Consider the following 22,456-nt stretch of genomic DNA (forward strand, 5'->3'; position numbering starts at 1 on the left):
CGGAGGATGGTCAGAGGGGGATGGTGATGGTGAAGGTCGAGCCCCGCCCGGGTTCGCTCTCGGCGGTGAGGACGCCGCCGTGCGCCTGGACGATGCCCTGGGCGATCGACAGGCCGAGCCCGCGGCCGCCCGTGGCGCGGGTGCGGGACGAGTCGGCCCGCCAGAAGCGGTCGAACACGTTCCGGAGCTCGTCGGGCGCGATGCCGCGGCCGGTGTCGGCGACCTGGATCCGCACGGCGTCGCCCGCGGCGGCGGCGCGCAGCGTGATCGTCCCGCCGGGCGGGGTCGCGGCCAGGGCGTTGGTCACCAGGTTGCCGATGACCTGGCGCAGCCGGTCGGGATCGGCGTCGAGGGGCGGCACGGCGTCCGCCTCGACGTCCAGGCGGACGCCGTGCGACTCGGCGACCGCCCGGTGCGCGACGCGGCTGGTCTCCAGCAGTTCCCGGACGTCCAGGGGCGTGCGCAGCATCCGCAGCGCGCCCGACTCGGCCAGCGCGAGGTCCTGGAGGTCGTCGATGAGGCGCTGCTGCAGGACGGCCTCCTCCAGCAGTGACGAGAGCAGCTCGGGATCGGGCTCCAGCACCCCGTCGTGGAGGGCCTCCAGGTAGCCGCGGATGTTGGCCAGCGGCGTGCGCAGCTCGTGCGCGATGTCGCTGACCATCCGGTGCTGCGCCTCCTCGCTGCGCTGGAGGGAGTCGGCCATCCGGTTGAAGCTGCGGGCCAGCTCGGCGATCTCGTCGCGGCCGCGCACGTCCACGCGTTCGGACAGGTTCCCCGCGCCGAGCCTGCGCGCGGCGGCGGCGAGCGCCCCGATCGGGGCGAGCACCCGGCGGCTCAGCAGCAGCGTGCAGCCGATCACGAGGACGGCGACCACGACGGCGGCGGTGATCACGCGGAACGGCTGGAACCTCGGGGCGTCGGCCGTCCCGCGCCCGTAGCCGAGCCACAGCAGCAGGGGTTCGGGCGCGACGTCCGTGAGCCGCTGCTGCAGCGTCTGCTCGGCGCACGAGCGCACCGACGGGGTCGGCTCTCCGGCGGGACGGGAGACCGGCGAGCCGCCCGCCCGCCCCTTCTTGAGCTGGGCGAGGCAGTCCTGCCACGCCCGCTGGTCGCCGGTGGTCTCGGTGGTGCTGCTCGCGGCGGAGCCCAGGCAGAAGGCGAGCAGTTCCCGCTGCACGCCGCGCAGCTCCGCCGGCAGCGGGTCCTTCGGCCAGCGGGCCGGCCGCGTCGGGTTCAGATCGACGCCGCGGCGGGTGAAGCAGGCGCGGAGCCGAAGCGACCGCCGGTAGAAGTCGATGCGGGCCGCGGGCGTGTCGGCGGCCGGGGGAACGCCGCTGCGCGCCGGATCGGGGCCGTTCCCTGACCCGTTCTCAGATCCGCTCTCGGACTCGGTGCGCGCGATGACCTGCCGGGCGTCGAGCACGCCGGTGGGACGCCGGGTGACCGGACGCGCCGTCCGGGCCGCCTCGGTGTCGGTGTCGACGATCACCTCGCCGGTCAGGGTGGTCAGGCGGATCCGCTGGCCGGTGCTCCGCCCGAGCCGCACGACCGGCCGCACCACGCCCTCCCACGTGCCGTGCTGGAGCGCGTAGCCGTTCAGCGTGTCGTAGATGTCGTCGACCACCCGCTTCTCGACCGCCGCCGACTCGGCGAACTCCGCGCGGGTCGCCCGGACGGTCAGCCACGCCGTCGCGCTCACCGCCGCGGCGGCGACCAGGGCGACGACGACGAAGACGCGCGTGCGGAAGCGCCAGGGCACGGTTCAGCCCGACCGCTCGCCCGTGTCCGCACCCCCGACGCCGGCACCGCCCGGCGCCGTGCCGGAGGCTGACGGCTCCGTGTCGGAGGCGGACGGCTCGGGGGCGGCGCCGGACGGCTCGGCGGCGGTGGCGGACGGCTCCGGGCCCGCGCCGACCGGTTCCGGGGCGGTCCGGTGGGCGAGCGGGCCGAGGCGGTAGCCGCGGCCGTAGACCGTCTGGACGTACACCGGGTCGGCCGGGTCGGTCTCGATCTTGCGGCGCAGGTTCATCACGTGGGCGTCGACCGTCCGCTCCAGGACGTGGTGGTCGAACCCGAACGCGCGCTCCAGGATGTGCGCGCGGGTGAACACCCGCTGCGGCTCGGCGGCGAGCGTCTGGAGGATGCCGAACTCCTTGGCGGTCAGCTCCACGCGGCGTCCGGCGACGCGCGCCTCGAACCGGTCGGGGTCGATCTCCAGGTCCCCGACGCGCAGGACCTCGCCGGGCGACTCGGCCCCCCTGCCGACGCCCGCGCGGCGCAGCAGCGCCCGGACGCGGGCGGTCAGCACCCGGGGGCTGAACGGCTTGGTCAGGTAGTCGTCGGCGCCGAGGTCCAGGCCGAGGAGCTGGTCGTCCTCGGTGGAGCGGGCCGTCAGCAGCAGGATCGGGACGGACGACTCGGCGCGCAGGACGCGGCAGACGTCCAGGCCGTCCACGCCGGGCATCATCACGTCCAGGACGAGCAGGTCGGGACGGAGCGCGCGGGCCTGCTCCAGCGCCTGGCGGCCGTCGCCGACCGCGGTGACGCGATGCCCCTCCCGCTCCAGGTAGACCCGGATGAGGCGGGCCTGTTTGGGATCGTCTTCGGCGAGCAGGATCCGGGCGGCCGTCCACATGATCGGAAACATACCGACCGGACGGAGCGGGCGTCCCGGACATCCCGGCCGTCCGGCGGAAGAAGATCGTTTCCGGACGGGTTCTTCACAGGATCTTCACGGCCCTCGGCTTGAGTGACGCCTCGTCCGGCGGCGTCACGGGGACGCCGCCACCGACCCGTCCGCGGGGAGACGTTCATGCCCGACACCCTGAACCAGGCGCCGAGCCACACGGACGGCCAGGCGCCGAGCCAGGCGCTGAGCCAGGCACCGAGACAGACGGCGGGCCAGCCGGAGGGCCAGCCGGAGGGCGCGGCGCCGGGCCAGGCGCCGGACGCCCGGTTCGCGCCCATCGACGCCGAGAGCCGCCGCACCTTCACCGAGCAGGGGTACCTGCTGATCCGCAACGCCCTGGACGAGCCGGCGCGGACCCGGATCGAGGCCGCCGTCGACCGCGTCCACGACGCCGAGGGCCGCGCCGGACGCCTCGGACCCAACGGCGCGATGCACGTGCTCGGGGCGGTGTTCCGCGACGAGGCGTTCGGCGAGCTGCTGGACCTGCCCACCACGTTCCCGCACCTGTGGGGCCATCTCGGCTGGAACATCTACGTCCACCACAGCCACATCGACGTCAACCCGCCCGCGCTCGAACCGCCGGCCCCGGTGTGGGCCTGGCACCAGGACGGCTACCGGCAGAACGCCGACCTGGACATGGAGCCGCGCCCGATGTTCTCGATCAAGGTGGCGTACGTGCTGAGCGACCTGTCGGAGGAGGGGCGCGGGGGCACCCTCGTCCTGCCGGGCAGCCAGTACAGCAACACTTTGGACCGCACCGAGCCCGGCCCGGACGGCGTGTACCCGCGACCGCCGGGAACCGTCGAGATCACCGCGAACCCCGGCGACGCCTTCCTGTTCGACCGTCGGCTGTGGCACTCGCGCTCGCCCAACCAGTCCACCGTCACCCGCAAGATGGTCTTCCTCTGCTACACCTACCGCTGGATCCGCTGGCGGGACGACGTCGCCGTCGACCGGCGCGGCCCGTGGTGGCGCTCGCTGAGCCCGCTGCGCCGCCAGCTCCTCGGCGACGGCGACGAGGCCGCCAGCCACTTCGGCTTCACCCTCGAATCGGGCGTGTGGGACGACGGCATCCCGCTGCGCGCCGAGCTCAAGCGGCGCGGCCTCCTCGACCGGAGCCGCCACTACCTCCGCTGACGCCGTCCGATCCCTGAGCCGCCGTCCCCGGCCGGGCGCCCCGCGCGGCCGGGGCGCCTAGCGGGGATCGGTGGTCTCCGCGCGGCGGGGCCAGGAGTCGATGCGGTCGCGGAGGGCGTCCAGCGCCGTGTCGAGGGCGGCGTCGACACGGTCATGGTCGCCGGTGATGAGGAGGTCGAGCTGGAGGCCGCGGACCTGGGCGAGCAGGAGGGTCGCGAAGCGGGGAGCGTCCTCGGGCGGGCAGCCCGACTCGACGGCGAGGCGGGCGATGATGTCGATCCAGTCGGTGACGACGCTGGAGAGGAGGCGCGGATAGCGGTCGGGATGCATGAGCGCCTGGCCGACGGCCTGAAAGAGCAGGCGGAAGGTGCGTTCGCCGGACGGCGTGAGCCAGCGCGACCACAGCTCCCGGATGAACGCCTCGGCGCCGTCGCCGTCCACGGGACCCGGAGGCGGCGCCTCCTGCCGGCGGATCGCCCCGAAGATCTCGCCGACCAGCTCCTCCTTGGACCCGAAGTGGTGGCGGAGCGTCACGTGGGACACCCCGACCGCCTGCGCGAGCGGGCGGAACGACAGGTCGGTGACGCCGTGCTCCAGGACGTAGGCCATGACCGCGGCGAGGAGCTCCCCGCGTCGGTGCTGGTAGCGGACGGTGCGCCCGTCGACTCGCTGCTCGGCCATAGCGCCCGGATCGTAGGGGAGGACCGGCGTCCGGTCCACTCTGGCGTTTAGATCTACCGAATGGTAGACCTAATGCCCGCCGATCATCCCTCCCACCCCCCTGGAGGCCCCCCGTGTCACGAACCCGCCGCCGCGCCGCGGCGCTGGCCGCGCTCACCCTTCCGGCCGCGCTCGCACCGGCCGTCTCGGCGCGGGCGGACGCGCCCGCGCCCGGCACCGTCCTCGCCTCCGCGCCGCTGCCCGCCAAGCTGTGGGTGCCCGGCACGACCGCGAAGGCGTTCCGCCTCACCTACCGGACCACCGACGCCCACGGCCGTCCGGCGCGGAGCACCGGCGAGGTCTTCATCCCGAAGGGCACCGCGCCGGCGGGCGGCTGGCCGGTCCTCTCCTGGGCGCACGGCACCTCCGGGCTCGGCGACTCCTGCGCGCCGTCGGTGAAGGGCCCCGCGCTGCCCGAGCGCGACTTCCCCTACCTCGCCACCTGGATGAAGCAGGGCTACGCGATCGTGGCGAGCGACTACGCCGGGCTCGGCACGCCGGGCCTGCCCGCCTACCTCAACGGACGGTCCACCGCGCACAACGTCGTGGACATGGTCAAGGCCGGACGCGGGTTCGCGGCGCGGAAGCTGCCCGTCCGCGAGCGGCTGTCGCGCGACTGGGCGGTCATCGGCCAGTCCCAGGGCGCCGGGGCCGCCATCTACACCGCGCGGTACGCCACCCGGTTCGGCGGCCGGGAGCTGAACTACCGGGGCGCCGTCGGAACCGGGACGCCCGCCTACATCGAGAAGATCGTGGACCTGGTCGGGCCGCAGTTCCCGCCGTCCCTTGGCCCCGGCACGACCGCCTACCTGTCGTACATCTTCGCGGCGCTTCGCTCCGTCCACCCCGAACTGGGCATCGACCGCATCCTCACCCCGACCGGACGCAAGTACCTCGCCATGGCCGAGACCGCGTGCGTCGACGAGTTCGAGACCGCCCTCAAGGGCGTCTCCGTCACCGGCTTCTTCAGCAAGCCGGTCATGACGCTGCCGCGCTTCGCCGCCGTCGCGCAGGACTACCTCGCGATGCCCGAAAGCGGCTTCGACAAGCCGTTCTTCATGGGCCACGGGCTCCTCGACACCGACGTCCCGTACGCCCTGACCGCGCCCTACGTGGCCGCCCTGCTCGCCAACCACCAGCCGCTGACCTTCAAGACCTACCCGAGCGACCACAGCGGCACCCTGATCAGGTCCCAGGCCGACACCGTCCCGTTCGTCGCCCGCCTCTTCGGCCGCTGATCCCCCGGCCGGGCGCCGCCGGTCTCCCGCGAGGACCAGCTCGGCGCCCGGCCCGGTCTCGCCCTCGCGGGGGAGCGGCCCCACCCCCGCGGGTGATCTCTCGTCCACGCCGTCCGGCCAGGCTGTGGGCATGGCACTCAGCGTCTTCCACAAGCCCCCGCAGCACGGCGACACCGAGCGTCCGGCCCCGCGCTGGGCGATGCGTACCGCCTACGCGCTCCCGCTGCTCCTGCTGCCCTCCTGCCTGTGGCGGCTGCCCTTCGCGTTCGGGTTCGAGATGGGCCAGGTGGACACCGGCGGCCTGCCTTCAAGGTGGATCAGCATCCCGTACGTGTTCGGGCTCAGCGTCCTCTCCGAGGTCATCGCGTTCCTGTGCCTCGGCCTGGTGCGCGGCTGGGGCGAGACCGTCCCCGGCCGCGTCCCCTTCCTCGGCGGCAGGCGGGTTCGGCCCCTCGCGGCGGTGGTCCCGGCCGTCCTGGGCGGCTCGATCCTCACCCTGCTGTTCACCGCCGTCCCGATCGGCGACGGCCGCCGCCTGACACTGCTCGGCACCGTCCACGACGTCGGCTACGCCAACCAAGCCTGGCGGACGCTGGCCCTCGTCTGCACCGCCCCCACGATCATCTGGGGCCCCACCGTCCTGGCCCTAGCCGCCGCCTACCACCACCGCCGCCGCCCCACCCGCTGAACTCGGAAAGGCCCGCGACTTCAGCCGTGCTGTGGTCCGTCACGGCAGGATCGGACGGGTGTAGTGATCGGGATCCTTCGGGCACGTCCAGACCGCCGTACCGCCGACGACGGTCGGCTCACCTCGGTGTGAGGCGGGCTCGCATTCCGGACGGGGTGAGTGTGGACGGGCCGAAGTAGGTGGTGATCGCGTCGAGGTCCGGGACGTCCAGGCGGTGGCGCGTGGTGATGTGGGCGGCGGTGAGGGCGAGGACGGCGAGGCCGAGGTGCGCGCCGAGGCAGCCGCGCGGCCCGGACGCGAACGGCAGGTACGCGCCGGGCGCGTGCGGACGGGCGGTGTCGAGCCAGCGTTCGGGCGCGAAGCGCCGCGGGTCGTGCGGCCACCAGCGCTCGTCGTGGTGCAGCAGGTAGGGGCTGAACATGATGGCGGTCCCGGCGGGCACCTCGACGTCGCCCAGCGTGACGGCGGTGACGGCGTCCCGGCCGAGCAGCCACGCGGGCGGCCGGACGCGCAGCACCTCCTGCGCGAACGCCCAGGTGTAGGGGAGCGCTCGCGCCGGGTCGTCGGTGATGCCGGTCGCGGCGGCCGTCTCCTCGCGGACGCGGTCCGCGATGTCCGGGTGGGCGGCCAGGTGGTAGAGGACCCAGCACCACGCGGCGCCCATGGTGCCGATGGCGCCGAGCAGCGTGAACCCCATCGCGCCCATGGCGATGTCGCCGGGAACCTCCCCGGACTGCGCGCGGATGTGTTCGAGGAGGGTGTCGGGCCGTCCCGCGGGGCCCGCGTCGAGCATCGGGGCGATGGTGTCGCGGACGCGCTGGTCGGCGTCGCGTACCCGGCGCCGCAGCCGCGACGGCATCCAGGACGGGACGCGCACGGCGGCCTCGGCCGCTCCGCGCGCCGCGTCGAACGCGCCGAGCACGGCGTCGACCAGCGCGGGGGACTCGTCCGGGAGGTAGAGCGGCAGCAGCGCCCGGACGCAGATCGCCCAGCACTCGTCCGCCGGGTCGAACCAGGCGCCGGCGAGGGCGTCCAGGTCGGCGGCGAGCGCGTCGCGGACGACGGGCAGCCGCGCGGGCAGCGCCGCCGACCGGAACATCGGCGCGGCGAGCTGCCGGGCGTCCATCCAGCGGCGGGTCTGCTCGGCGGTCGGGAACCGGCCGCCCTGGAGCGGGTTGGCGTTCGGCACCGAGTCGCGGTTGGTGCGCGCCAGCACCTCGGCGACCAGCTCCGGATCGGTCACCACGACCACGCCGGTGTCGAACCGGAACACGTCGCCGTAACGGCGCCGGCAGTCCTCGAGAAAGCCCGCCGGATCGGCCTCGTAGGCCGTCAGATGGCGCCCGAGAATGCCGCCGCGCGGCCCGGGAATCGTCTCTTTCACACGCTGGGGCACGTGAACCACCGCCCTTCCGCCACCGCCGGGTGGCACGCACGAAAAGACGCGGTGCCGGTTCGGCGAACCGTCTGGCCCGGCACCGCGCCGCGGTGTCCGCTAGCGGAGGCGGTAGATGACGTAACGGCCCTTCATCTGTGCCTTGTGCATGCCGAGGGCACGCTTGACCAGCCTGGCCATGGCCACCGTCCTTTCGGATCGCGCGGTTCCCGCTCATGCGGGAGGCGTGCGCTCATCTAGACACACGCCGCCGGAACGGGCAACGGCATCCGGGTCCTTTTCTGGTCGCCGGCCTGGACCTTATTCGCCTTCCGGCGACACTACCTGCACCATTACCGGTTGAATTGGAATGAGTTCGCCTCTCGGCCGATTCGCGAAAGTGTCCCGCTGTGAGGAACCGGTAGCGGAGGGCGGGTCATTCGGCGGGAACGGGCGTCCGGTGGATCGGACGGGTCCGGAGCCAGTAGGAGCGGGCCGCGAGGGTCAGGGCGACGCCGTAGCCGGCAAAGGCGACCATGCCGATCCATCCCATCAGCAACTCGTCGGCGGAGGAGACGTCCCCTTGCCGCATCGTCACGGCACCGGTCGTCGCGAGGGCGCAGTACGCGAGCCCGAACAGTCCGTAGGGGGCGAGGGTGGCCGCGCCGAGCAGCGCCGGAGCCAGCGGGAGCCAGCGCGGAACGCGGCGGCCCCGCAGTGCCGGCGTCCACCTGGGGAAGACCTGGCCCCACGGGCGGACCAGCCCCCACAGCAGGAACGTGCCGATCAGCGCCAGCAGCACCGTGACGTCCAGTCCCCAGGACTCCAGCGTGAGCCAGATCCCCGAGGCGCCGTTGCGCTTGGAGATGGCCAGCATCTCCTCCCCGCTCACCCCGGCGAAGGTCCCACCGGACACCCAGACCATCTTCATCGCGACGTACGGGACGAACGCCGCGGTGCCGGCGCAGGCGGCGATCTGGGTGCGCGCGGAGGCACGGGACGGCGCCGGGGCGATCGCGTGGCCGGCCGGCCGGCGGTCGGCGCGGGCGGTCGCCCCGAGCAGCAGCGCGCCGACGGCGGCCAGCAGGCGATGCGCCGCCGCCGGTCCGTCGTCCACGCCCTGGCCGGTCAGCATGGTGATCACGTCCATCAGCAGGCTGAACGCGGCGACCGCGGTCAGGCCGCAGAGCGCCCGGAGCAGCGCCCGGAGCGCCGGGCCCGGCCGGTGGCGCATCGCCCGCCCGCAGGCCGGGACCGCGAGCGCGGCCACCGCGACCACGGCCCAGTCGAGCGCGACGGGTCCCCGGACGCTCCCGCCGTGGAAGAGCGGCGTCCCCCTCACGGCGGAGCCCAGGCCGAAGGCGCCGTAGGCCAGCGCCCAGAGCACCGCGGCGCGGCTCACCCAGTGCGGCCATCCCTGCCACCACGCATGCCAGTTCGTCCGCAGCGCCTGTCCATGATCGTTCATGGTCCGAACGTCGCACCGGACGCCGCCGCGGGGCATCGACCGTCCGGGGGATCCGCCTCCCTCCGCCGGGTGAAACTCCTCGCCGGACGCGCCCGGACGCGCCCGGACGCGCCCGGACGCGCCCGGACGCGCCCCCGGACGCGTCTGGAGGCCCGGGCGCGTCCGGGCGGTCAGGCGTCGGCGGGCGCGTTGCGGCGGGTGAGGCCGAGGGAGGTGACCGCGGCGAGGGCGGTGGCGGCGGCGATGAACCACCAGGCGTGCCGGTAGCCCGCGACCGCCCCGTGCGGCGAGGTGTCGAGCGTGCCGAGGACCGCGACCAGGACGGCCACGCCGAGGACGTAGCCGAGCTGGCGTCCGGTGTTGACGACGGCGCTGCCGGTGGCGGCCCGCGCGGGCGGCAGGTCCGCGGTCGCGGCGGCGATCATGCTGGGCAGCGCGAGCCCGATGCCGACGCCGGTGACGATCCATCCGGGCAGGACGTCGGTGGCGAACCGCGCGTGCGCGGAGGCGTTCAGGGCCAGCATCGCCGCGCCCGCGCAGAACACCAGGTTGCCCGCGGCGACGAGCGCGCCGACCGGGACGCGGCGGGTCAGCCGCTGGCCCACCACCGCGAAGACCGGGACCATCAGCGGGCCGGGCAGGATCGCGACGCCGGTGGCGAGGGCGCTGTACCCGGCGCTGCTCTCCAGCCACAGGACGACGCTCGGGAACAGCGCCCCGAACGCCGCGCAGAACACCAGGGCGGTGACGTTGGCCCAGACGAACGTCGGCACCCGCCACAGCGCCGGGTCGACGATGGGCGCGGGATGCCGCAGCACCCGGACGACCAGGACCGCGGCGCCGAGCACCGCGGCCCCGAAGACGCCCAGCGTGGTCGCGCTCGTCCAGCCCCACCCGTCGCCCTTCACCAGACCGAGCGCGAGCGCGCCGATCGCGACGGTGAGCATGAGGGTGCCGACCGGATCGGGCAGCCGCGAGACCGACCCGTCCGGCGAGACCGAGCCGTCCCGCGAGACCGAGCCGCCCCGCGAGACCGAGCCGTCCCGCGAGACCGAGCCGTCCCGGGACTCGGGGACGAGCCGGAGCGCCGCGGCGAAGGCGACGACGCCGACCGGCAGGTTGATGAGGAACACCCAGTGCCAGGACAGCTGCACCAGCGCGCCGCCGACCACCGGGCCGAGCGCGGCGGCGAACGAGCTGGTGGTGGCCCAGACCTTCACCGCGCCCGCGCGCCGTTCGGCGGGCAGCGCGGTGAGCAGCAGGCCGAGGCTGGTCGGCGTGAGCAGCGCGGCGCCCGCGGCCTGGAGCACGCGGAACGCGACCAGCCACCAGAGCCCCGGCGCCGCCGCGCAGCCCGCGCTGGCCAGGGTGAACACGGCGAGCCCGGCGAGGAAGCCGGCTCTGCGCCCGTGCCGGTCCGCCAGCCGTCCGGCCGGGATGAGCAGCGCGGCGTAGACGATCGTGTAGGCGTTGAGCACCCAGCTCAGATCGGCCAGCGAGGGGCCGTGGAAGCTCGCGCCGATGTCGGTGAAGGCGACGTTGACCACGAAGACGTCGAGCATGGCCATGAACGCGGCCAGGCAGAGCACCACCACGATCGCGGTCGGACGGTCCGGCCCCGCCGGCCGCTCCCGCCGCGCTCGTCGCGTTCCGGCCGGCTGTGTCGCTTGCTGCACGAGGAGACTCCCCTGTCGATGGCTGACTACACATTTGTGTAGCCAGCGGCTGACTATACAGGGGTGTAGCCACCGGCGGATAGCATGGGCGCATGCCCGCCGTGATGGAGGGTCCGCTCGCGGACCTCAGCTCGTGGACGACCGAGCACTGCTCGCTCGTCAAGGCCCTGGAGATCGTCGGGACGAAGTCGTCGCTGCTGATCCTGCGGGAGGCGTACTACGGCACGACGCGCTTCAGCGCCTTCGCCCGGCGGATCGGCATCACCGAGACGGTCGCCGCCCGCCAGCTGCGCCACCTCACCGAGGCCGGCCTGCTCGCGAAGCGGCCCTACCGCGACGAGGGCGGCCGGACGCGCGACGAGTACGTGCTCACCGAGATGGGCCGCGACCTGCTCCCGGTCGTCCTCGGCCTCATGCAGTGGGCCGACAAGCACCTCCAGGACGGCGGGCCGCCGCTGCTGTACGTCGACCACGGCACCGGCTCCCCGGTGCGGGTCGGACTGCGCAGCGACGAGGGCGAACCCGTCGAACTGGAGGAACTCGGCGTCCGGCGCAACCCGTCCTGGCGGCGCCCCGCGTCCTGACTCCCAAAAAACCGCCGGGGCGTGCTCAGGGCGCCAGGACGCGCGGCCTGGTGCGGGGATGGTTCCAGATCTGGAGCAGGCCGCGGTCGCCGGAGGAGTGGAACCGGAACCGGTAGTCGGCGTATCCGGCGGGCAGGGGCGGGAGCTCGACGGTGCGTCCGGCGACCTCGCGGAGCTCGACGGCGCCGTGGAAGCGGCGGCTCACCTCGGCCACGCGGCGGTAGGACGCGTCCGGGCCGGGGTCGGCGGTGTCGATGACGACGGTCAGGCGGAGGTCGCCGTCCTGGACGTCCGGCCAGAACAGGATCGCCTGGTCGGCGGCGTCGATCAGATCGCCCGCGGAGTCGGCGCGGGCCGGGACCGGGATGATGTCGCCGAGCGTCCGGCCGGGCCGGAGCAGGGCGAGCTGGCCGGCGCGGATCCGCAGCACGAGGTCGAGCGTCTCGCGCGCCGCGGTGGCCCGCCGGTCGGGCGGGAAGCCGGCCGGGACGCCGCCGGGGAAGCCGCGTGCGGCGAGGTGGGCGGCGTACTCCTCGTCGGTCAGGCGTGCCGCGCGCTCCACGACGCCGGGCACGTCCCCCGGCTCCGGCGGCTCGTGCGTCGAGAGGGCCAGGATGGTCTGAGCGGACGCGTGCGTATCGGGCGGCGTCCAGCTGCGCACCTGGACCGTGCCGCATCTGCGGCAGGGGATCCGCCGCACGTTGAACGTCCGGCCGTCCGGGTGGACTCCCGTCCCGGTGGGCGTCAGCGGGTCGGTGTCGGGGAAGTCGTGCCGGTTCCCGCACTCGCGGACGATCGCGTCGGCGGCGGCGTCCTCCCGGGTCGGGAAGGGCATCATCGGGCACCTCGCGGACGGGTCAGCAGGTCACGCCGTGGTCCCCCTCGAACGCGGCGGCCAGGGCGGGTTCGGCGAGCAGCGCGACGGGGGCGATGTGGTCGGGGGTGCGCGGCGTCCACAACGGAAGCGCGTCGAGGACGGCCCGCCGCAGCGCCGCCGGGTCGCCTGCGTGCCGGTCGAGCGCGTCGTGGACGGCCGTGTCGAACGCGGCGTTGCCGAAGCTCGACAGGACCGCCTCGCCCCGACGGCGCCGCGCGTGGTGCTCGGCGACGAGCAGGACCAGCTCCGGGTCGTCCGCCGCGACGACGCTTTGAAGCGCCGAACGCCAGGTGTGGTACCGGCGTTCGTGGTCGAGGAACATCAGCGGCAGGAATTCCTCGGCGAAAAGCGCCCGTGCGGACACTCCCTCCTCCCCGAGAAGACCGGCGAAAGCCCCCACGGCCTCGCCGTCCCGCCCCATGAAGCACAGGAGTTGCGCGTGCAGCAGCCGAGCCCTGGTGATGCCGAACTCCTCGGCCCGCCTGAAAACGGCTTCGGCCTCGTCCACGGCTCCGGCGAGAGCGTCGATGCGAGCCTGCTCGACCTTCGCCACCCACTCGTCATGCGTCGGACCGTCCGGCTGGCGCATGAGGTGGAATTCGGCGTAAAGGCTCTCCATCAACGCGCGGAAGGACGCATGGCGCACGGGCGGCGCGGCGCGCCAGGAGAACAGGGAGTAGGCCGCCCATTCACCGTCCTCGTCGATGTCGCCCGGATCGAGGAAGAGAATGCCCGCGTCGGCCTCCGCCGAGATCAGCAGCCCGCGCGTCACGGGGCCGGTCTCACCGTCCTCGGCGTCGGTCAGGTCGTCCCACTCCGTCCAGTAGGACTGGAGATCGCGGACCCATCCCAGCTCGGAGGCATGGGACATGCGCCAGACGAAGATGCCCGCGTCACGCCAGCCGTCCGTCGTCAGCAGGAACTCCCGGTAGGACGGCGGCAGCCGCACACCGAGCCGCTCCTCCGCCGCCTCGACCGTCGCCCGCGTCGCCGGGGCGTAACCGAGCCAGCGGTCGCGGACGACGTCCGGTTCGAGCTTTTCCGTTTCGTCGGCGGCGCGAATCCACTCTTCGCTCCACCGCTCAAGCCACGGTCTCCAGTCCATGCGAGCACTATCCCGAGCCCCTAGGACAGAACTCGGGCACCCCTGCCAGCGTGACCCCCTCCTGACCGTCCTGCCCGCTCCGGCCGACACCGCCACAAGCGGTCATGAGCTGCCGTTTTCGAACGCCGAGTCCATGCGGTGCCGTCGTGTTGCGAAACTTCGGCGACTTCATGACAGCGGCTACGAGGCGGCGCATGATGAGGGGGAATTCCGAAGAGTGACTCGGGGGTGGGTCATGGCCGATGAGTCCATTGATCGCGTCAACGTCGAAGTCGGGGGAGACCTTTCCGGTCAGGTGGTGATCGGGGATCGCAACAAGCTCGTCGCGGGATTGGAGAAGCGCGCGGCGAACGTTTCGGATCCCGCCGAACTGCGCGCGCTGATCGCGCAACTGCGCGCGGCGCTGGCCGCGCAACCCGGCGACGTGGCGGCGGAAGGCTCGGAGCGGCTGGCGGACCTCGAGGACGCCCTCTCGGCCGAACGGCCCGATCCCGGAAGGATGCGGCGCGTTCGCGACTGGTTCCGCGAGAGGGCGCCCGAGCTCGCGGGCGCGGTAGGGAAGATCATTGTGAGCCCGCTGGCGACCACGCTGGCGACGGCCGCCGGTGACGATCTCGCCGCCGAAGCCCGGCGCCACCTCGGCGCCTGACCTCCTGCGCGCGATCACGCGGACAGGCGACGCCTGCTGGGGGCGGTCATGGCCGATGTCGGCATCTCGGTCGGCGGTTCCGTCTCGGGGACGGTCATCGTCGGCGACCACAACGTCATCGTCCGGTCGGGCCTCTCGGAGGTGGCGGCCCGCGAAGGGCCGCCACCGAGGCCCGTGCCGCGACGGCCGCTCGGATTCGCGTCGCCGCGTCCCGGCCCGGAGCCGATCGGCCGGGACGCGGAACTGCGCGAGATCAGGGACGCCCTCGACCAACGGGTCCCAGTCGAGGTGGTCGGCCCTCCCGGCATCGGCAAGTCGCTGCTGCTGCGCGCCGTGGCCGCCGAATGCGGCGCGGCCGGGACCGAGGTGGTGTTCCTGCCCGCGGCCGGGCTGCCGGTCGAGGACATCGTGCAGGAGCTCTTCCAGGCCTGCTACGAGACCGAGGGCTACAAGCCGGACACGGCGCATGTGCGCCGCCTGATGGGGGCGGTCCGCGCCGTGCTCGTCGTCGACGACGTCCTCGCCACGCCGGACGAGATCGCGGTGCTCCTGGACGCGGTGCCGTCATCGAGCCTGCTCATCGCCTCGCTCCGCGGCTGCCTGGGAGGCGAGGGACGGACCGTCGAGCCGGCCGGGCTCGGGGAAGAGGACGCGCTGTCACTGGTGCGGCGGGAGCTGGGCCGGTCCCTGTCGGCGGACGAGCGCGACCTGGTCGAGACGTTCCGCCGGGACGCGGCGGGGCACCCGCTCGCGCTGGTCCAGGCGGCGCGGGCGATCCGGTCCGCCGCCGACCGCGCCGTCCTCCCCGACCGGCAGGCGCTCGCGACCGCGCTGGCCACCGGCCTGGACGAGCGGGCGCGTGCCGTTCTGGCCCTGCTGCTGACCGTCGATCCCGTGCCCGTCCCCGGCGAGCACGTCGCGAAACTGGCCGACGCCGAGGAGGCCCTCGACCAGCTCGTGGGGAGCGGGGTGGTGACGCGCGAGCCGGAGGGCTTCCGGGTCGCGCAACCGATCGGGCATCTCGTCGCGAGGGCCGCCGAGCCGGTGCCCGATCCCGGCGGTTACGCGCAACGGCTGGCCGCCTGGGCCGCCGACGCCCCGGCCGAGCGGATCGCCGCCGTCGCCGCGCTGATCGTCAGCGTGCTGGCCGCCGCGCTCGCCGACCAGGCCCACCTTCAGACGCGGACCCTCGCCCGCGCCGTCGCACCGGCGCTGTGCCTGACGCTGCGCTGGGGCGCTTGGCGGCAGGCCCTGGCGCTGGGAGGACAGGCTTCTCACGCGCTCGGATCGGCGGACGACCGGGCGTACTTCGAACACGAAGACAAGAACCGCCGCGCGGCCCTCGGCAAGGGCGCTCTCGCCGGTGCGGCCGCCGGGGTGGCCTTCTGGGCGGGACGGGCCGGAGCAGCGGGCGCGAAGAAGGGAACGTCCGCCGGCCCCAAGGGCTGCCTGACCTCGCCGGCCGCCGTCGGCACGGCCGCGGCCGCCGCGATAGCGGGCCTGGTCGGCGCCGTCGGCTATGTCCTCACCGGCAACCCCGCCCCGTCGAACCCGGTGGCGGCGGGTTCGACGTCGGCGTCCATCACGATCGTGCAGCCCCCACCGGTGATCACGCCGACGTCTCCCACGGACACGTCTCCCACGGATTCGAGCCCTCCGGACACGAGTCCGCCGGACGTCACCCCCACGGAGACGAGTCCGACTCCCGTCCCGTCGCCCGCGCCCCCGGCGGCCGATGTCCGCGGGACCTACACGATGAGCCGCAGACTGGTCTCCTGCACGTTCGAGATCTGCTACAAGGAGCCGCTCACGCTCCGGATCGGCTGCGCGGGCGACAACTGCGTGCTGACCGGGGACGGCATCGAGCGGCTCCCGCTCACGCTGGACGGCGACACGATGACGGCCGCCGGTCCCGACGGTCGCTTCAACATCTGCGGGGGCAGGCATCGTCCGGGCCGGCTCGCGCTCACTCTCACGGTCACGTCCTGGCGGCCCGGCCGAGGCGACACCAGGCAGCCGAACACGCTCGCCGGGCGGTTGACGACCTCGTCTCCCGCCTTCGGCGTCTGCCGGGCCGGAGACGCGGCCTGGACCGTCACGGTGACCCGGAGATGACGCCGGGAGGCGCCGCGCGCGGTCCCGCTGCGAGGCAGGTGGGCGCTACGGCTCGCCGAGCCGGCGGAGGGCCTTCTCGGACGGGGAGCCCGGTTCGGCCGCGAAGAGGTCCAGGCCGCAGCACGACGGCTGCTCGGGCGGGGTGACCAGTTCGCGGTGCAGGGTGAGTTCGCCGACGACCGGGTGGTAGAGGACGTGGACGCGTGAGCGGATCCGTCCGATCGGACGTTCGTCCCACATGCGCGCGAAGTCCGCGCTCAGCTCGCGCATCCCGTCCAAGTGCGCGAGGAAGGCGGCATCGCCGCGGTGCCGTCCGAACAGGACGCGGAGCTGCGCCACGTGCTCGCGCGCCACGTCCTCCCAGCCCGCGCCGTACAGCGCGCGCAGGGACGGCTCGGTGAACACGAGGTGCGACAGGGTGCGGCGGTCGTCCGGCAGCGCGGGGAAGTCGCCGAACACCGCCACGGCCAGCCGGTTCCAGCCGATGATCTGGGTGTGCGGGCCGACCGCCATCGCCGGGGTCATCGCGAACGACTCCAGCAGGTACCGGAAGCTCGGGGGCACCTGCGGCGACGCGGCCGGGCGCTCGCACCGCGGCGCCGGCCGGGCGATCTCGTGCAGGTAGGCCCGCTCGTCGGCGTCCAGGCGCAGGGCGGTGCCGACGGCGTCCAGGATCTCGTCCGAGACGCTGTCGCTCCGGCCCTGCTCCAGCCGGGTGTAGTGGGCGATGCTCACGCCCGCCACGCGGGCCAGCTCCTCGCGCCGCAGGCCCGCGACCCGGCGCACGCGGCCGTAGTCGGGCAGGCCGACGTCGTGCGGGCGCAGCCGGGCCCGGCGGGACTTGAGGAACTCGCTCAGCTCGGTCCGGTCGTCCACGCGCCCACCCTACGTCCGGACGGGGGCGTGGGTGATCATGCCGTGCGTACCCGGGACCCGGACCTGGCCGGGCGCTCGCGTCCACCGCAGGCTGTCAGGCGGACCGACGGACGAAGCGCGCCCGCGCGCTCCTTGTGGAACGGAGAAGCCGTGTCCCGGACTCTCGGACTCATCGGCAGCGGAATGATCGGCACCTCGGTGGCCCGGCTGGCCCTCGCGGCCGGAATGGAGGTCGTGCTCAGCAACTCGCGCGGCCCGGAGACGCTCCTCGACCTCGTCGCCGAACTCGGCGCGGGCGCGCGGGCGGCCACCGCCGCCGGCGCGGCGCGGGCGGCGGACCTCGTGGTCGCGGCCGTCCCGCTGGCGGCCTTCCCGCACCTGCCCGCCGAGGCGCTGGCCGGCAAGGTCGTGCTGGACACCGCGAACTACTACCCCGAGCGGGACGGGCACCTCGCCGAGCTGGACGAGGCCGAACTGACCTCCAGCGAGCTGCTGCAACGCCGTCTCCCGGCGTCGCGGGTGGTGAAGGCCTTCAACACGATCACGCCGCACCAGCTCGTCGCCCTGGCCCGTCCGGCGAACGCGCCCGACCGCAGCGCGCTGCCCGTCGCGGGCGACGACGCCTCTGCCAAGGCGGAGGCCGTCCGCCTGCTGGACGACCTGGGCTACGACGCGGTGGACGTCGGGACGCTCGCCGACAGCTGGCGCAGCGAACCGAACACCCCGGTGTTCGTCCTGCCGTATCTCGGCGAGGTGCTCGCCATGAACGTCGAGGACTTCCTCCGCTGGACGTTCACCATCAACGGCATCCCCGTCCCGGCAGCACGGATCGCGAAGCTCGTCGAGACCGCCGAGCGCCAGCGCGCGGGCGAGACGAGACTTCCCAGCGAGAACTGACCAGGCGCGACGAGGGCCCGCCGCCGCGCCGCCCGAACGAAGCGAACCGCTCAGTGCGCGCCGAAGAAGATCTCTCTGGCTTCCTTGAGGGCGTAGTAGACCAGCACGTAGCCGGCGAGCGGGTCCGCCCACCACCAGGCGAGGGCGGCGTTGAGCACCAGCCCCAGCAGCACGGCGGCGGCCAGCAGCCCGTCGATCAGGGTGACCCGGCCCTCGGTCCGGAGCACGGGATCGTCCAGGGCGGCGCCGGTGCGGGCCTTGCCCGCCGCCAGCGCGAACATGGCCGCCGCCGTCAGCGCCGTCCACACGATGCCGCCCGCCGAGTGGCGCGGGTGATGGCCCGCGGCCAGCACCCACGTGGACTGGACCAGCAGATACGCCGCGAGTCCCGCGAACGCCGCGCCGATCAGGCGCAGCGCCCGGCGGCGCCGCCGCTCCCCGGTGCCCGACAGCTCCCAGATCACCACGGTGGACGCGCCGATCTCGATCGCCGAGTCCAGCCCGAACCCCGCGAGCGCCACCGAACGGGCGGTCCACGCCGTCACCGCCAGCACGACGATCCCGGCCGCGTTCCAGGCGAGGGTGAGGCCTTCGAGGACGAATCCCCGCCGCAGGAGCGCGGCCCGCGCGCCGCCGTCCAGGCTGGTCATCCTCCGGATCCTGCCAGACGCGGGCCGCGGCGGTCACTCCTCCTCGACGAGCGGGCGGACGTCGTCGAGGAGCGACCTGCTGAACCTCAGCAGTTCCTGCCGGGGGTCCCAGATGCCGGGCACGTCGGTGCCCGCCCGCTGGTGGGGCGCCTCCAGCTCGTCCTGCCGGGCCAGGCACTTGTCGAACTCCTCCGGCCGCGCCGGGGCGGGCAGCTGCTCGATCAGCTCCGAGACGCAGCGCAGGTGCTCGGCGTAGGTGCCCCGGAGGTGGCCGTCGGACAGCGCCGAACCGGCGTCCGCCGACTCGGCGTCGCGGAGGGTGCTCGCGATCGCGTGCACGTGGACGGCCGCCTGCTCCAAGCAGGTGAGCAGCCGTCCGCTCGTCCGGGACGTGAGCACCTCGCGCCGCCGGTAGCGGCGGAGGGCGACGCGCGGGTTGAAGCGCAGGCTCGCCTCGCCGCGGAGCTGGGCGCGGCGCGCGTCCCCCTGGGCGTCCAGGAGCCGCCGCTCCCGCCTGTCCCATCCGTCGGGAAGCGTGGCGTCGTCGTCCAGCGCCCCGGCCAGCGCGCCGAGGGCCGCGACGATCTCGCCTTGCAGCTCGCGCAGGGCCCGGTACGCCGTTCCAAGGTGCAGTGGGGGCAGGATCAGGGCGTTGACGGCGAGTCCCACGGCCAGGCCGACCGCCACGTCCGACATGCGCGGCTCCACGTACCCGAGGACGTCCTCGCCGCCGATGAGCAGCGCGAACAGCGCGATGAACGGGATCTGCGAGCCCTGCGCGGCGAACCACCGCGCGTCCGAGATCGTGAGTCCCACGCTCACCACCGCGGCGATCCCGAGCGGCCCCGGACCGGCGAACGCGCCGACGCCCAGGGCCAGCAGCGCGGCGACGACGAAACTCGCGGCGTAGGCGAAGCTCTCGCGGAACGAGCGCGCCACCGTCGGGTAGACGCCCAGCAGCGCGGCCAGCGGCGCGAAGTACGGCTGGCGGTGTCCCACCAGGAACCGGGCGGCGAGCCAGGCCAGCACGGCCGCGACGACCGCTTTCACGATGAGCTGCGCCCGCTCCCGCCACTGCTCGGGGGGACGGTGCGACAGGCGCGCCCATCCGGAAACGAGGAACGCGTGCCACTGAGCTTTGAGCATTCACCCGTCGTATCCCCGGCCGCTGAGACTATGCAGAGGGAAATGCCGTCTCCGGAGACCCGGGAGGTGATGTCCGCCTCTTCCGGGTGCGGAGCGGTTCCTGGCAGCGTGGAGGGATGGACATCAACTGCGTGATCGTCGACGCGGCCGATCCGGAGCGGTTGGCGGCGTTCTGGAGCGAACTGCTGAGGCGTCCGGTGGTGGGACGCGGCGGCCCGTACGTGTGGCTCGAACGCCGGAACGGCCTGGGCGTCGGCTTCCAGCGCGCCGGCCAGGCCGCCGGGGCGAAGAAGAACCGGCTCCACCTCGATCTGGAATCCGAGGACCCGGAGGCCGAGCAGGCGCGGATCGAGGCGCTGGGCGGACGGCGGCTGACCGAGTACGACCCCGGCGGCTTCCTGGTGATGGCCGATCCGGAGGGGAACGAGTTCTGCGTCATCCCCAAGGGCCCGGTCGAGCTCGACGACGAGGGGCGGGCCCACTACCTGACCGGCTCCGGCTGACCCCCGGAGGCGGTGCCGGGACCGGGACCGGGGACGTGGCAGGCGCACCCCGCCCGCCACGGTCCCGGCCGTCGAAGGAGGGGGCGTCAGGGCTTGAGGACGATCTTGCCTCGGGTGTGGCCCCGCTCCAGCTCGCGGTAGGCGTCGCGGACGCGGTCCAGCGGGTAGGTCGCGGCGATCGGGATGTCCAGCTCCCCGGCCCGGACGAGGTCGCCCAGCTCGACGACGACCTCGATGCGCGCCGCCTCGGCGTTCCCCGCGGTCCTGGTCCCGTACCTGGCCGCCGCCGCGTAGTCCACGAAGGTGTTGATCCGCTCGGGGGCGACGCCGAGGTCGATCGCGAGGTCCACGTAGCCGTCGCCGTGGGTGTCGATGAAGGCGTCCACCTGGCCCGCGGCGGCCTTGATCCGGTCGGCCGCGCCCTCGCCGTAGGTGACCGGGATCACGCCGTGGTCCCGCAGCCACGCGTGGTTGTGCTCGCTCGCCAGGCCGATCACCGTCGCCCCGGCCCGCCGCGCGAGCTGGACGGCGATCGAGCCGACGCCGCCCGCCGCGCCGGAGACGACGACCGTGTCGCCCGGACGCGGGTCCACCGCCCGGACCGCCGCGTAGGCCGTCGTCCCCGCGACGTACAGCGACCCGGCCTGCTCCCAGGGCAGGTCCGCCGGGCGGCGGGCCAGCTCGGTCGCCTCGGCCACGACGTACTCGGCGTGGCTGGCGCGGTTGTCGGTGAACCCGTACACCTCCTCGCCCGCGGTGAACCCGGCGGCGTCCTCGACCACGATCCCGGCCAGGTCGCTGCCCTCGCCGGACGGGAAGGTCGCGGGCCACCTGTCGTGCAGCGCACCGACCCGGATGTGCGCCTCGCCGGGGTTGATCGAGGCGGCCACGACCTTCACCAGCACCTGGCCGGGCCCGGCGACCGGGCGCTCCACCTCGGCCACCCGCAGGACGTCGATCGGACCGTACTCGTCGAAACGCACTGCCTTCGGCATGTCGTCCTCCTGTTTCGCTCGCTTTGCCGTCCACGGTGCCGGTGGGCGGCGGCGGGCGGAATCGGACCGGTGTCCCTAGGACCGGCGATCCCAGGCTGAGGTGTCCGGACGCTGCCGGAATGCCGCGATGATGGGGCCATGGACATGGATCGGGCCCAGCTGGCCGACTTCCTGCGCCGGTCCCGGGAGCGGCTGCGCCCGCACGAGGTCGGCCTCGCCGCCGGGCCGCGCCGCCGCACGCCCGGCCTGCGCCGCGAGGAGGTCGCGCAGCTCGCCGGGATGTCGGCCGACTACTTCATGCGGCTGGAGCAGGCGCGCAGCCCGCAGCCCTCGGTGCAGATCCTCGCGGCCCTGGCCCGCGCGCTGCGGCTCACCGAGGACGAGCGCGACCACCTGTACCTGCTGGCCGGGCACCACCCGCCCGCCGGGCGCTTCGCCGGCGCGCACGTCCGGCCCGGCCTGCTGCACCTGCTGGACCAGCTGACCGAGACCCCGGCGCACATCACCAACGACATCGGCGACCTGCTGGCGCGCAACACCATGGCCGAGGCGCTGCTCGGGTGCATCTGCTCGGTCCGCGAGCAGGACCGCAACTACGTCTGGCGCTGGTTCACCGACCCGACGATCCGCGCGGTGTACGACCCGGAGCAGCGGGCCGAGCACAGCCGCGCGCACGTGGCCGACCTGCGCGCGGCGTGCGTCCGGCGCGGCGGGGACGAGCCGTCCACCCGCCTGGTCGCCCGGCTGCGGGCCGCCAGCGAGGAGTTCGACGAGCTCTGGCGGCTGCACGAGGTCGCGGTGAGGCGCTCGGGCCGCCTGCGGGTCGATCATCCGGCCGTCGGCCCCCTCGACCTGGACCTCGAAGTCCTGCTCAGCCCGGCCGAGGACCAGCGCCTGACCATCTTCACCCCCGCGCCCGGGACCCCGGCCGGCGAACACCTCAGCCTGCTGCGCGTCCTCGGCCACGACGCCTTCGGCCCCGCCGCCCCCGCCCAGCGCTGACCGCCCGGGCGGGGGAGGTCCGGCCGGGCGGCGACCGGCCGTCTCCATCAAGTGATTGACGGAGAG

21 protein-coding genes are annotated in these 22,456 nt (G+C 74.1%); 9 read left to right on the plus strand and 12 right to left on the minus strand.

Annotated elements, in window-relative coordinates; genetic code table 11:
- Positions 1-10: 10 nt before the first annotated feature.
- Positions 11-1,759, minus strand: coding sequence for a sensor histidine kinase (locus ACFPCY_RS19835; RefSeq protein WP_378257200.1), 1,749 nt, complete (start codon positions 1,757-1,759; stop codon positions 11-13).
- Between the two features lie 3 nt (positions 1,760-1,762).
- The gene (locus tag ACFPCY_RS19840; RefSeq protein WP_378257201.1) at positions 1,763-2,635 is read right to left on the minus strand and encodes a response regulator transcription factor; all 873 of its coding nucleotides are present in this window, start codon (positions 2,633-2,635) and stop codon (positions 1,763-1,765) included.
- 177 nt (positions 2,636-2,812) lie between these two features.
- Between ACFPCY_RS19840 and ACFPCY_RS19845 the strand changes: the two genes are divergently transcribed.
- Positions 2,813-3,826 carry a phytanoyl-CoA dioxygenase family protein gene (locus ACFPCY_RS19845; protein WP_378257203.1) on the plus strand — a complete coding sequence of 338 codons (1,014 nt, stop codon included), beginning with the start codon at positions 2,813-2,815 and terminating at the stop codon, positions 3,824-3,826.
- A 57-nt stretch (positions 3,827-3,883) separates the two neighbouring features.
- On the opposite strand, the gene ACFPCY_RS19850 is transcribed toward ACFPCY_RS19845, so the two are convergent.
- Complete coding sequence (locus ACFPCY_RS19850; RefSeq protein ID WP_378257205.1) at positions 3,884-4,507, minus strand: TetR/AcrR family transcriptional regulator; 624 nt, start codon at positions 4,505-4,507, stop codon at positions 3,884-3,886.
- A gap of 113 nt (positions 4,508-4,620) precedes the next feature.
- On the opposite strand from ACFPCY_RS19850, the gene ACFPCY_RS19855 reads away from it, so the two are divergent.
- Both ACFPCY_RS19855 and ACFPCY_RS19860 read left to right on the plus strand, forming a co-directional pair.
- The gene (locus tag ACFPCY_RS19855; protein WP_378257206.1) at positions 4,621-5,784 is read left to right on the plus strand and encodes a lipase; all 1,164 of its coding nucleotides are present in this window, start codon (positions 4,621-4,623) and stop codon (positions 5,782-5,784) included.
- Positions 5,785-5,914: 130 nt separating this feature from the next.
- Positions 5,915-6,472, plus strand: coding sequence for a hypothetical protein (locus ACFPCY_RS19860; RefSeq protein ID WP_378257208.1), 558 nt, complete (start codon positions 5,915-5,917; stop codon positions 6,470-6,472).
- A 118-nt stretch (positions 6,473-6,590) separates the two neighbouring features.
- On the opposite strand, the gene ACFPCY_RS19865 is transcribed toward ACFPCY_RS19860, so the two are convergent.
- From ACFPCY_RS19865 to ACFPCY_RS19875, 3 genes are all read right to left on the minus strand, one after another.
- Entirely contained in the window at positions 6,591-7,868 is a 1,278-nt protein-coding gene (locus ACFPCY_RS19865; RefSeq protein ID WP_378257209.1) for a cytochrome P450, read from the minus strand.
- Between the two features lie 415 nt (positions 7,869-8,283).
- Positions 8,284-9,315: a hypothetical protein gene (locus ACFPCY_RS19870; RefSeq protein ID WP_378257212.1), complete on the minus strand. Its 1,032-nt coding sequence runs from the start codon at positions 9,313-9,315 to the stop codon at positions 8,284-8,286.
- A 170-nt stretch (positions 9,316-9,485) separates the two neighbouring features.
- Positions 9,486-10,991 (minus strand): MFS transporter, encoded by a 1,506-nt coding sequence (locus ACFPCY_RS19875; protein WP_378257214.1) that lies wholly within the window; start codon positions 10,989-10,991, stop codon positions 9,486-9,488.
- A gap of 92 nt (positions 10,992-11,083) precedes the next feature.
- Between ACFPCY_RS19875 and ACFPCY_RS19880 the strand changes: the two genes are divergently transcribed.
- On the plus strand, positions 11,084-11,575 hold the full coding sequence (locus tag ACFPCY_RS19880) for a winged helix-turn-helix transcriptional regulator (protein WP_378257215.1): 492 nt from the start codon (positions 11,084-11,086) through the stop codon (positions 11,573-11,575).
- Between the two features lie 25 nt (positions 11,576-11,600).
- Here the strand turns inward: ACFPCY_RS19880 and ACFPCY_RS19885 are convergent, their stop codons facing one another.
- Positions 11,601-12,410: a hypothetical protein gene (locus ACFPCY_RS19885; protein ID WP_378257217.1), complete on the minus strand. Its 810-nt coding sequence runs from the start codon at positions 12,408-12,410 to the stop codon at positions 11,601-11,603.
- Between the two features lie 22 nt (positions 12,411-12,432).
- Positions 12,433-13,557: an SMI1/KNR4 family protein gene (locus ACFPCY_RS19890; RefSeq protein WP_378257219.1), complete on the minus strand. Its 1,125-nt coding sequence runs from the start codon at positions 13,555-13,557 to the stop codon at positions 12,433-12,435.
- Positions 13,558-13,792: 235 nt separating this feature from the next.
- On the opposite strand from ACFPCY_RS19890, the gene ACFPCY_RS19895 reads away from it, so the two are divergent.
- Positions 13,793-14,206: a hypothetical protein gene (locus ACFPCY_RS19895; RefSeq protein WP_378257221.1), complete on the plus strand. Its 414-nt coding sequence runs from the start codon at positions 13,793-13,795 to the stop codon at positions 14,204-14,206.
- Positions 14,207-14,254: 48 nt separating this feature from the next.
- Positions 14,255-16,321: a hypothetical protein gene (locus ACFPCY_RS19900; RefSeq protein WP_378257223.1), complete on the plus strand. Its 2,067-nt coding sequence runs from the start codon at positions 14,255-14,257 to the stop codon at positions 16,319-16,321.
- A gap of 45 nt (positions 16,322-16,366) precedes the next feature.
- Here ACFPCY_RS19900 and ACFPCY_RS19905 read toward each other — a convergent pair whose 3' ends face one another.
- Positions 16,367-17,197 (minus strand): helix-turn-helix transcriptional regulator, encoded by an 831-nt coding sequence (locus tag ACFPCY_RS19905; protein WP_378257225.1) that lies wholly within the window; start codon positions 17,195-17,197, stop codon positions 16,367-16,369.
- A 150-nt stretch (positions 17,198-17,347) separates the two neighbouring features.
- Between ACFPCY_RS19905 and ACFPCY_RS19910 the strand changes: the two genes are divergently transcribed.
- Positions 17,348-18,094 (plus strand): NADPH-dependent F420 reductase, encoded by a 747-nt coding sequence (locus ACFPCY_RS19910; protein WP_378257227.1) that lies wholly within the window; start codon positions 17,348-17,350, stop codon positions 18,092-18,094.
- Positions 18,095-18,144: 50 nt separating this feature from the next.
- Here the strand turns inward: ACFPCY_RS19910 and ACFPCY_RS19915 are convergent, their stop codons facing one another.
- The gene (locus ACFPCY_RS19915; RefSeq protein ID WP_378257229.1) at positions 18,145-18,744 is read right to left on the minus strand and encodes a cation efflux transmembrane domain-containing protein; all 600 of its coding nucleotides are present in this window, start codon (positions 18,742-18,744) and stop codon (positions 18,145-18,147) included.
- A 33-nt stretch (positions 18,745-18,777) separates the two neighbouring features.
- Positions 18,778-19,890, minus strand: coding sequence for an FUSC family protein (locus ACFPCY_RS19920; protein ID WP_378257230.1), 1,113 nt, complete (start codon positions 19,888-19,890; stop codon positions 18,778-18,780).
- 116 nt (positions 19,891-20,006) lie between these two features.
- Here ACFPCY_RS19920 and ACFPCY_RS19925 point away from each other — a divergent pair, with 116 nt between their 5' ends.
- Complete coding sequence (locus ACFPCY_RS19925; RefSeq protein ID WP_378257231.1) at positions 20,007-20,393, plus strand: VOC family protein; 387 nt, start codon at positions 20,007-20,009, stop codon at positions 20,391-20,393.
- Between the two features lie 86 nt (positions 20,394-20,479).
- Here ACFPCY_RS19925 and ACFPCY_RS19930 read toward each other — a convergent pair whose 3' ends face one another.
- Positions 20,480-21,388 carry an NADP-dependent oxidoreductase gene (locus ACFPCY_RS19930; protein ID WP_378257233.1) on the minus strand — a complete coding sequence of 303 codons (909 nt, stop codon included), beginning with the start codon at positions 21,386-21,388 and terminating at the stop codon, positions 20,480-20,482.
- 138 nt (positions 21,389-21,526) lie between these two features.
- Here ACFPCY_RS19930 and ACFPCY_RS19935 point away from each other — a divergent pair, with 138 nt between their 5' ends.
- A complete protein-coding gene (locus ACFPCY_RS19935) occupies positions 21,527-22,390 on the plus strand; it encodes a helix-turn-helix transcriptional regulator (RefSeq protein ID WP_378257235.1) in 864 nt (287 codons plus the stop codon).
- Positions 22,391-22,456: the final 66 nt, after the last annotated feature.

This window comes from Actinomadura gamaensis, from assembly GCF_042652125.1.
Classification (GTDB): domain Bacteria; phylum Actinomycetota; class Actinomycetes; order Streptosporangiales; family Streptosporangiaceae; genus Spirillospora; species Spirillospora gamaensis.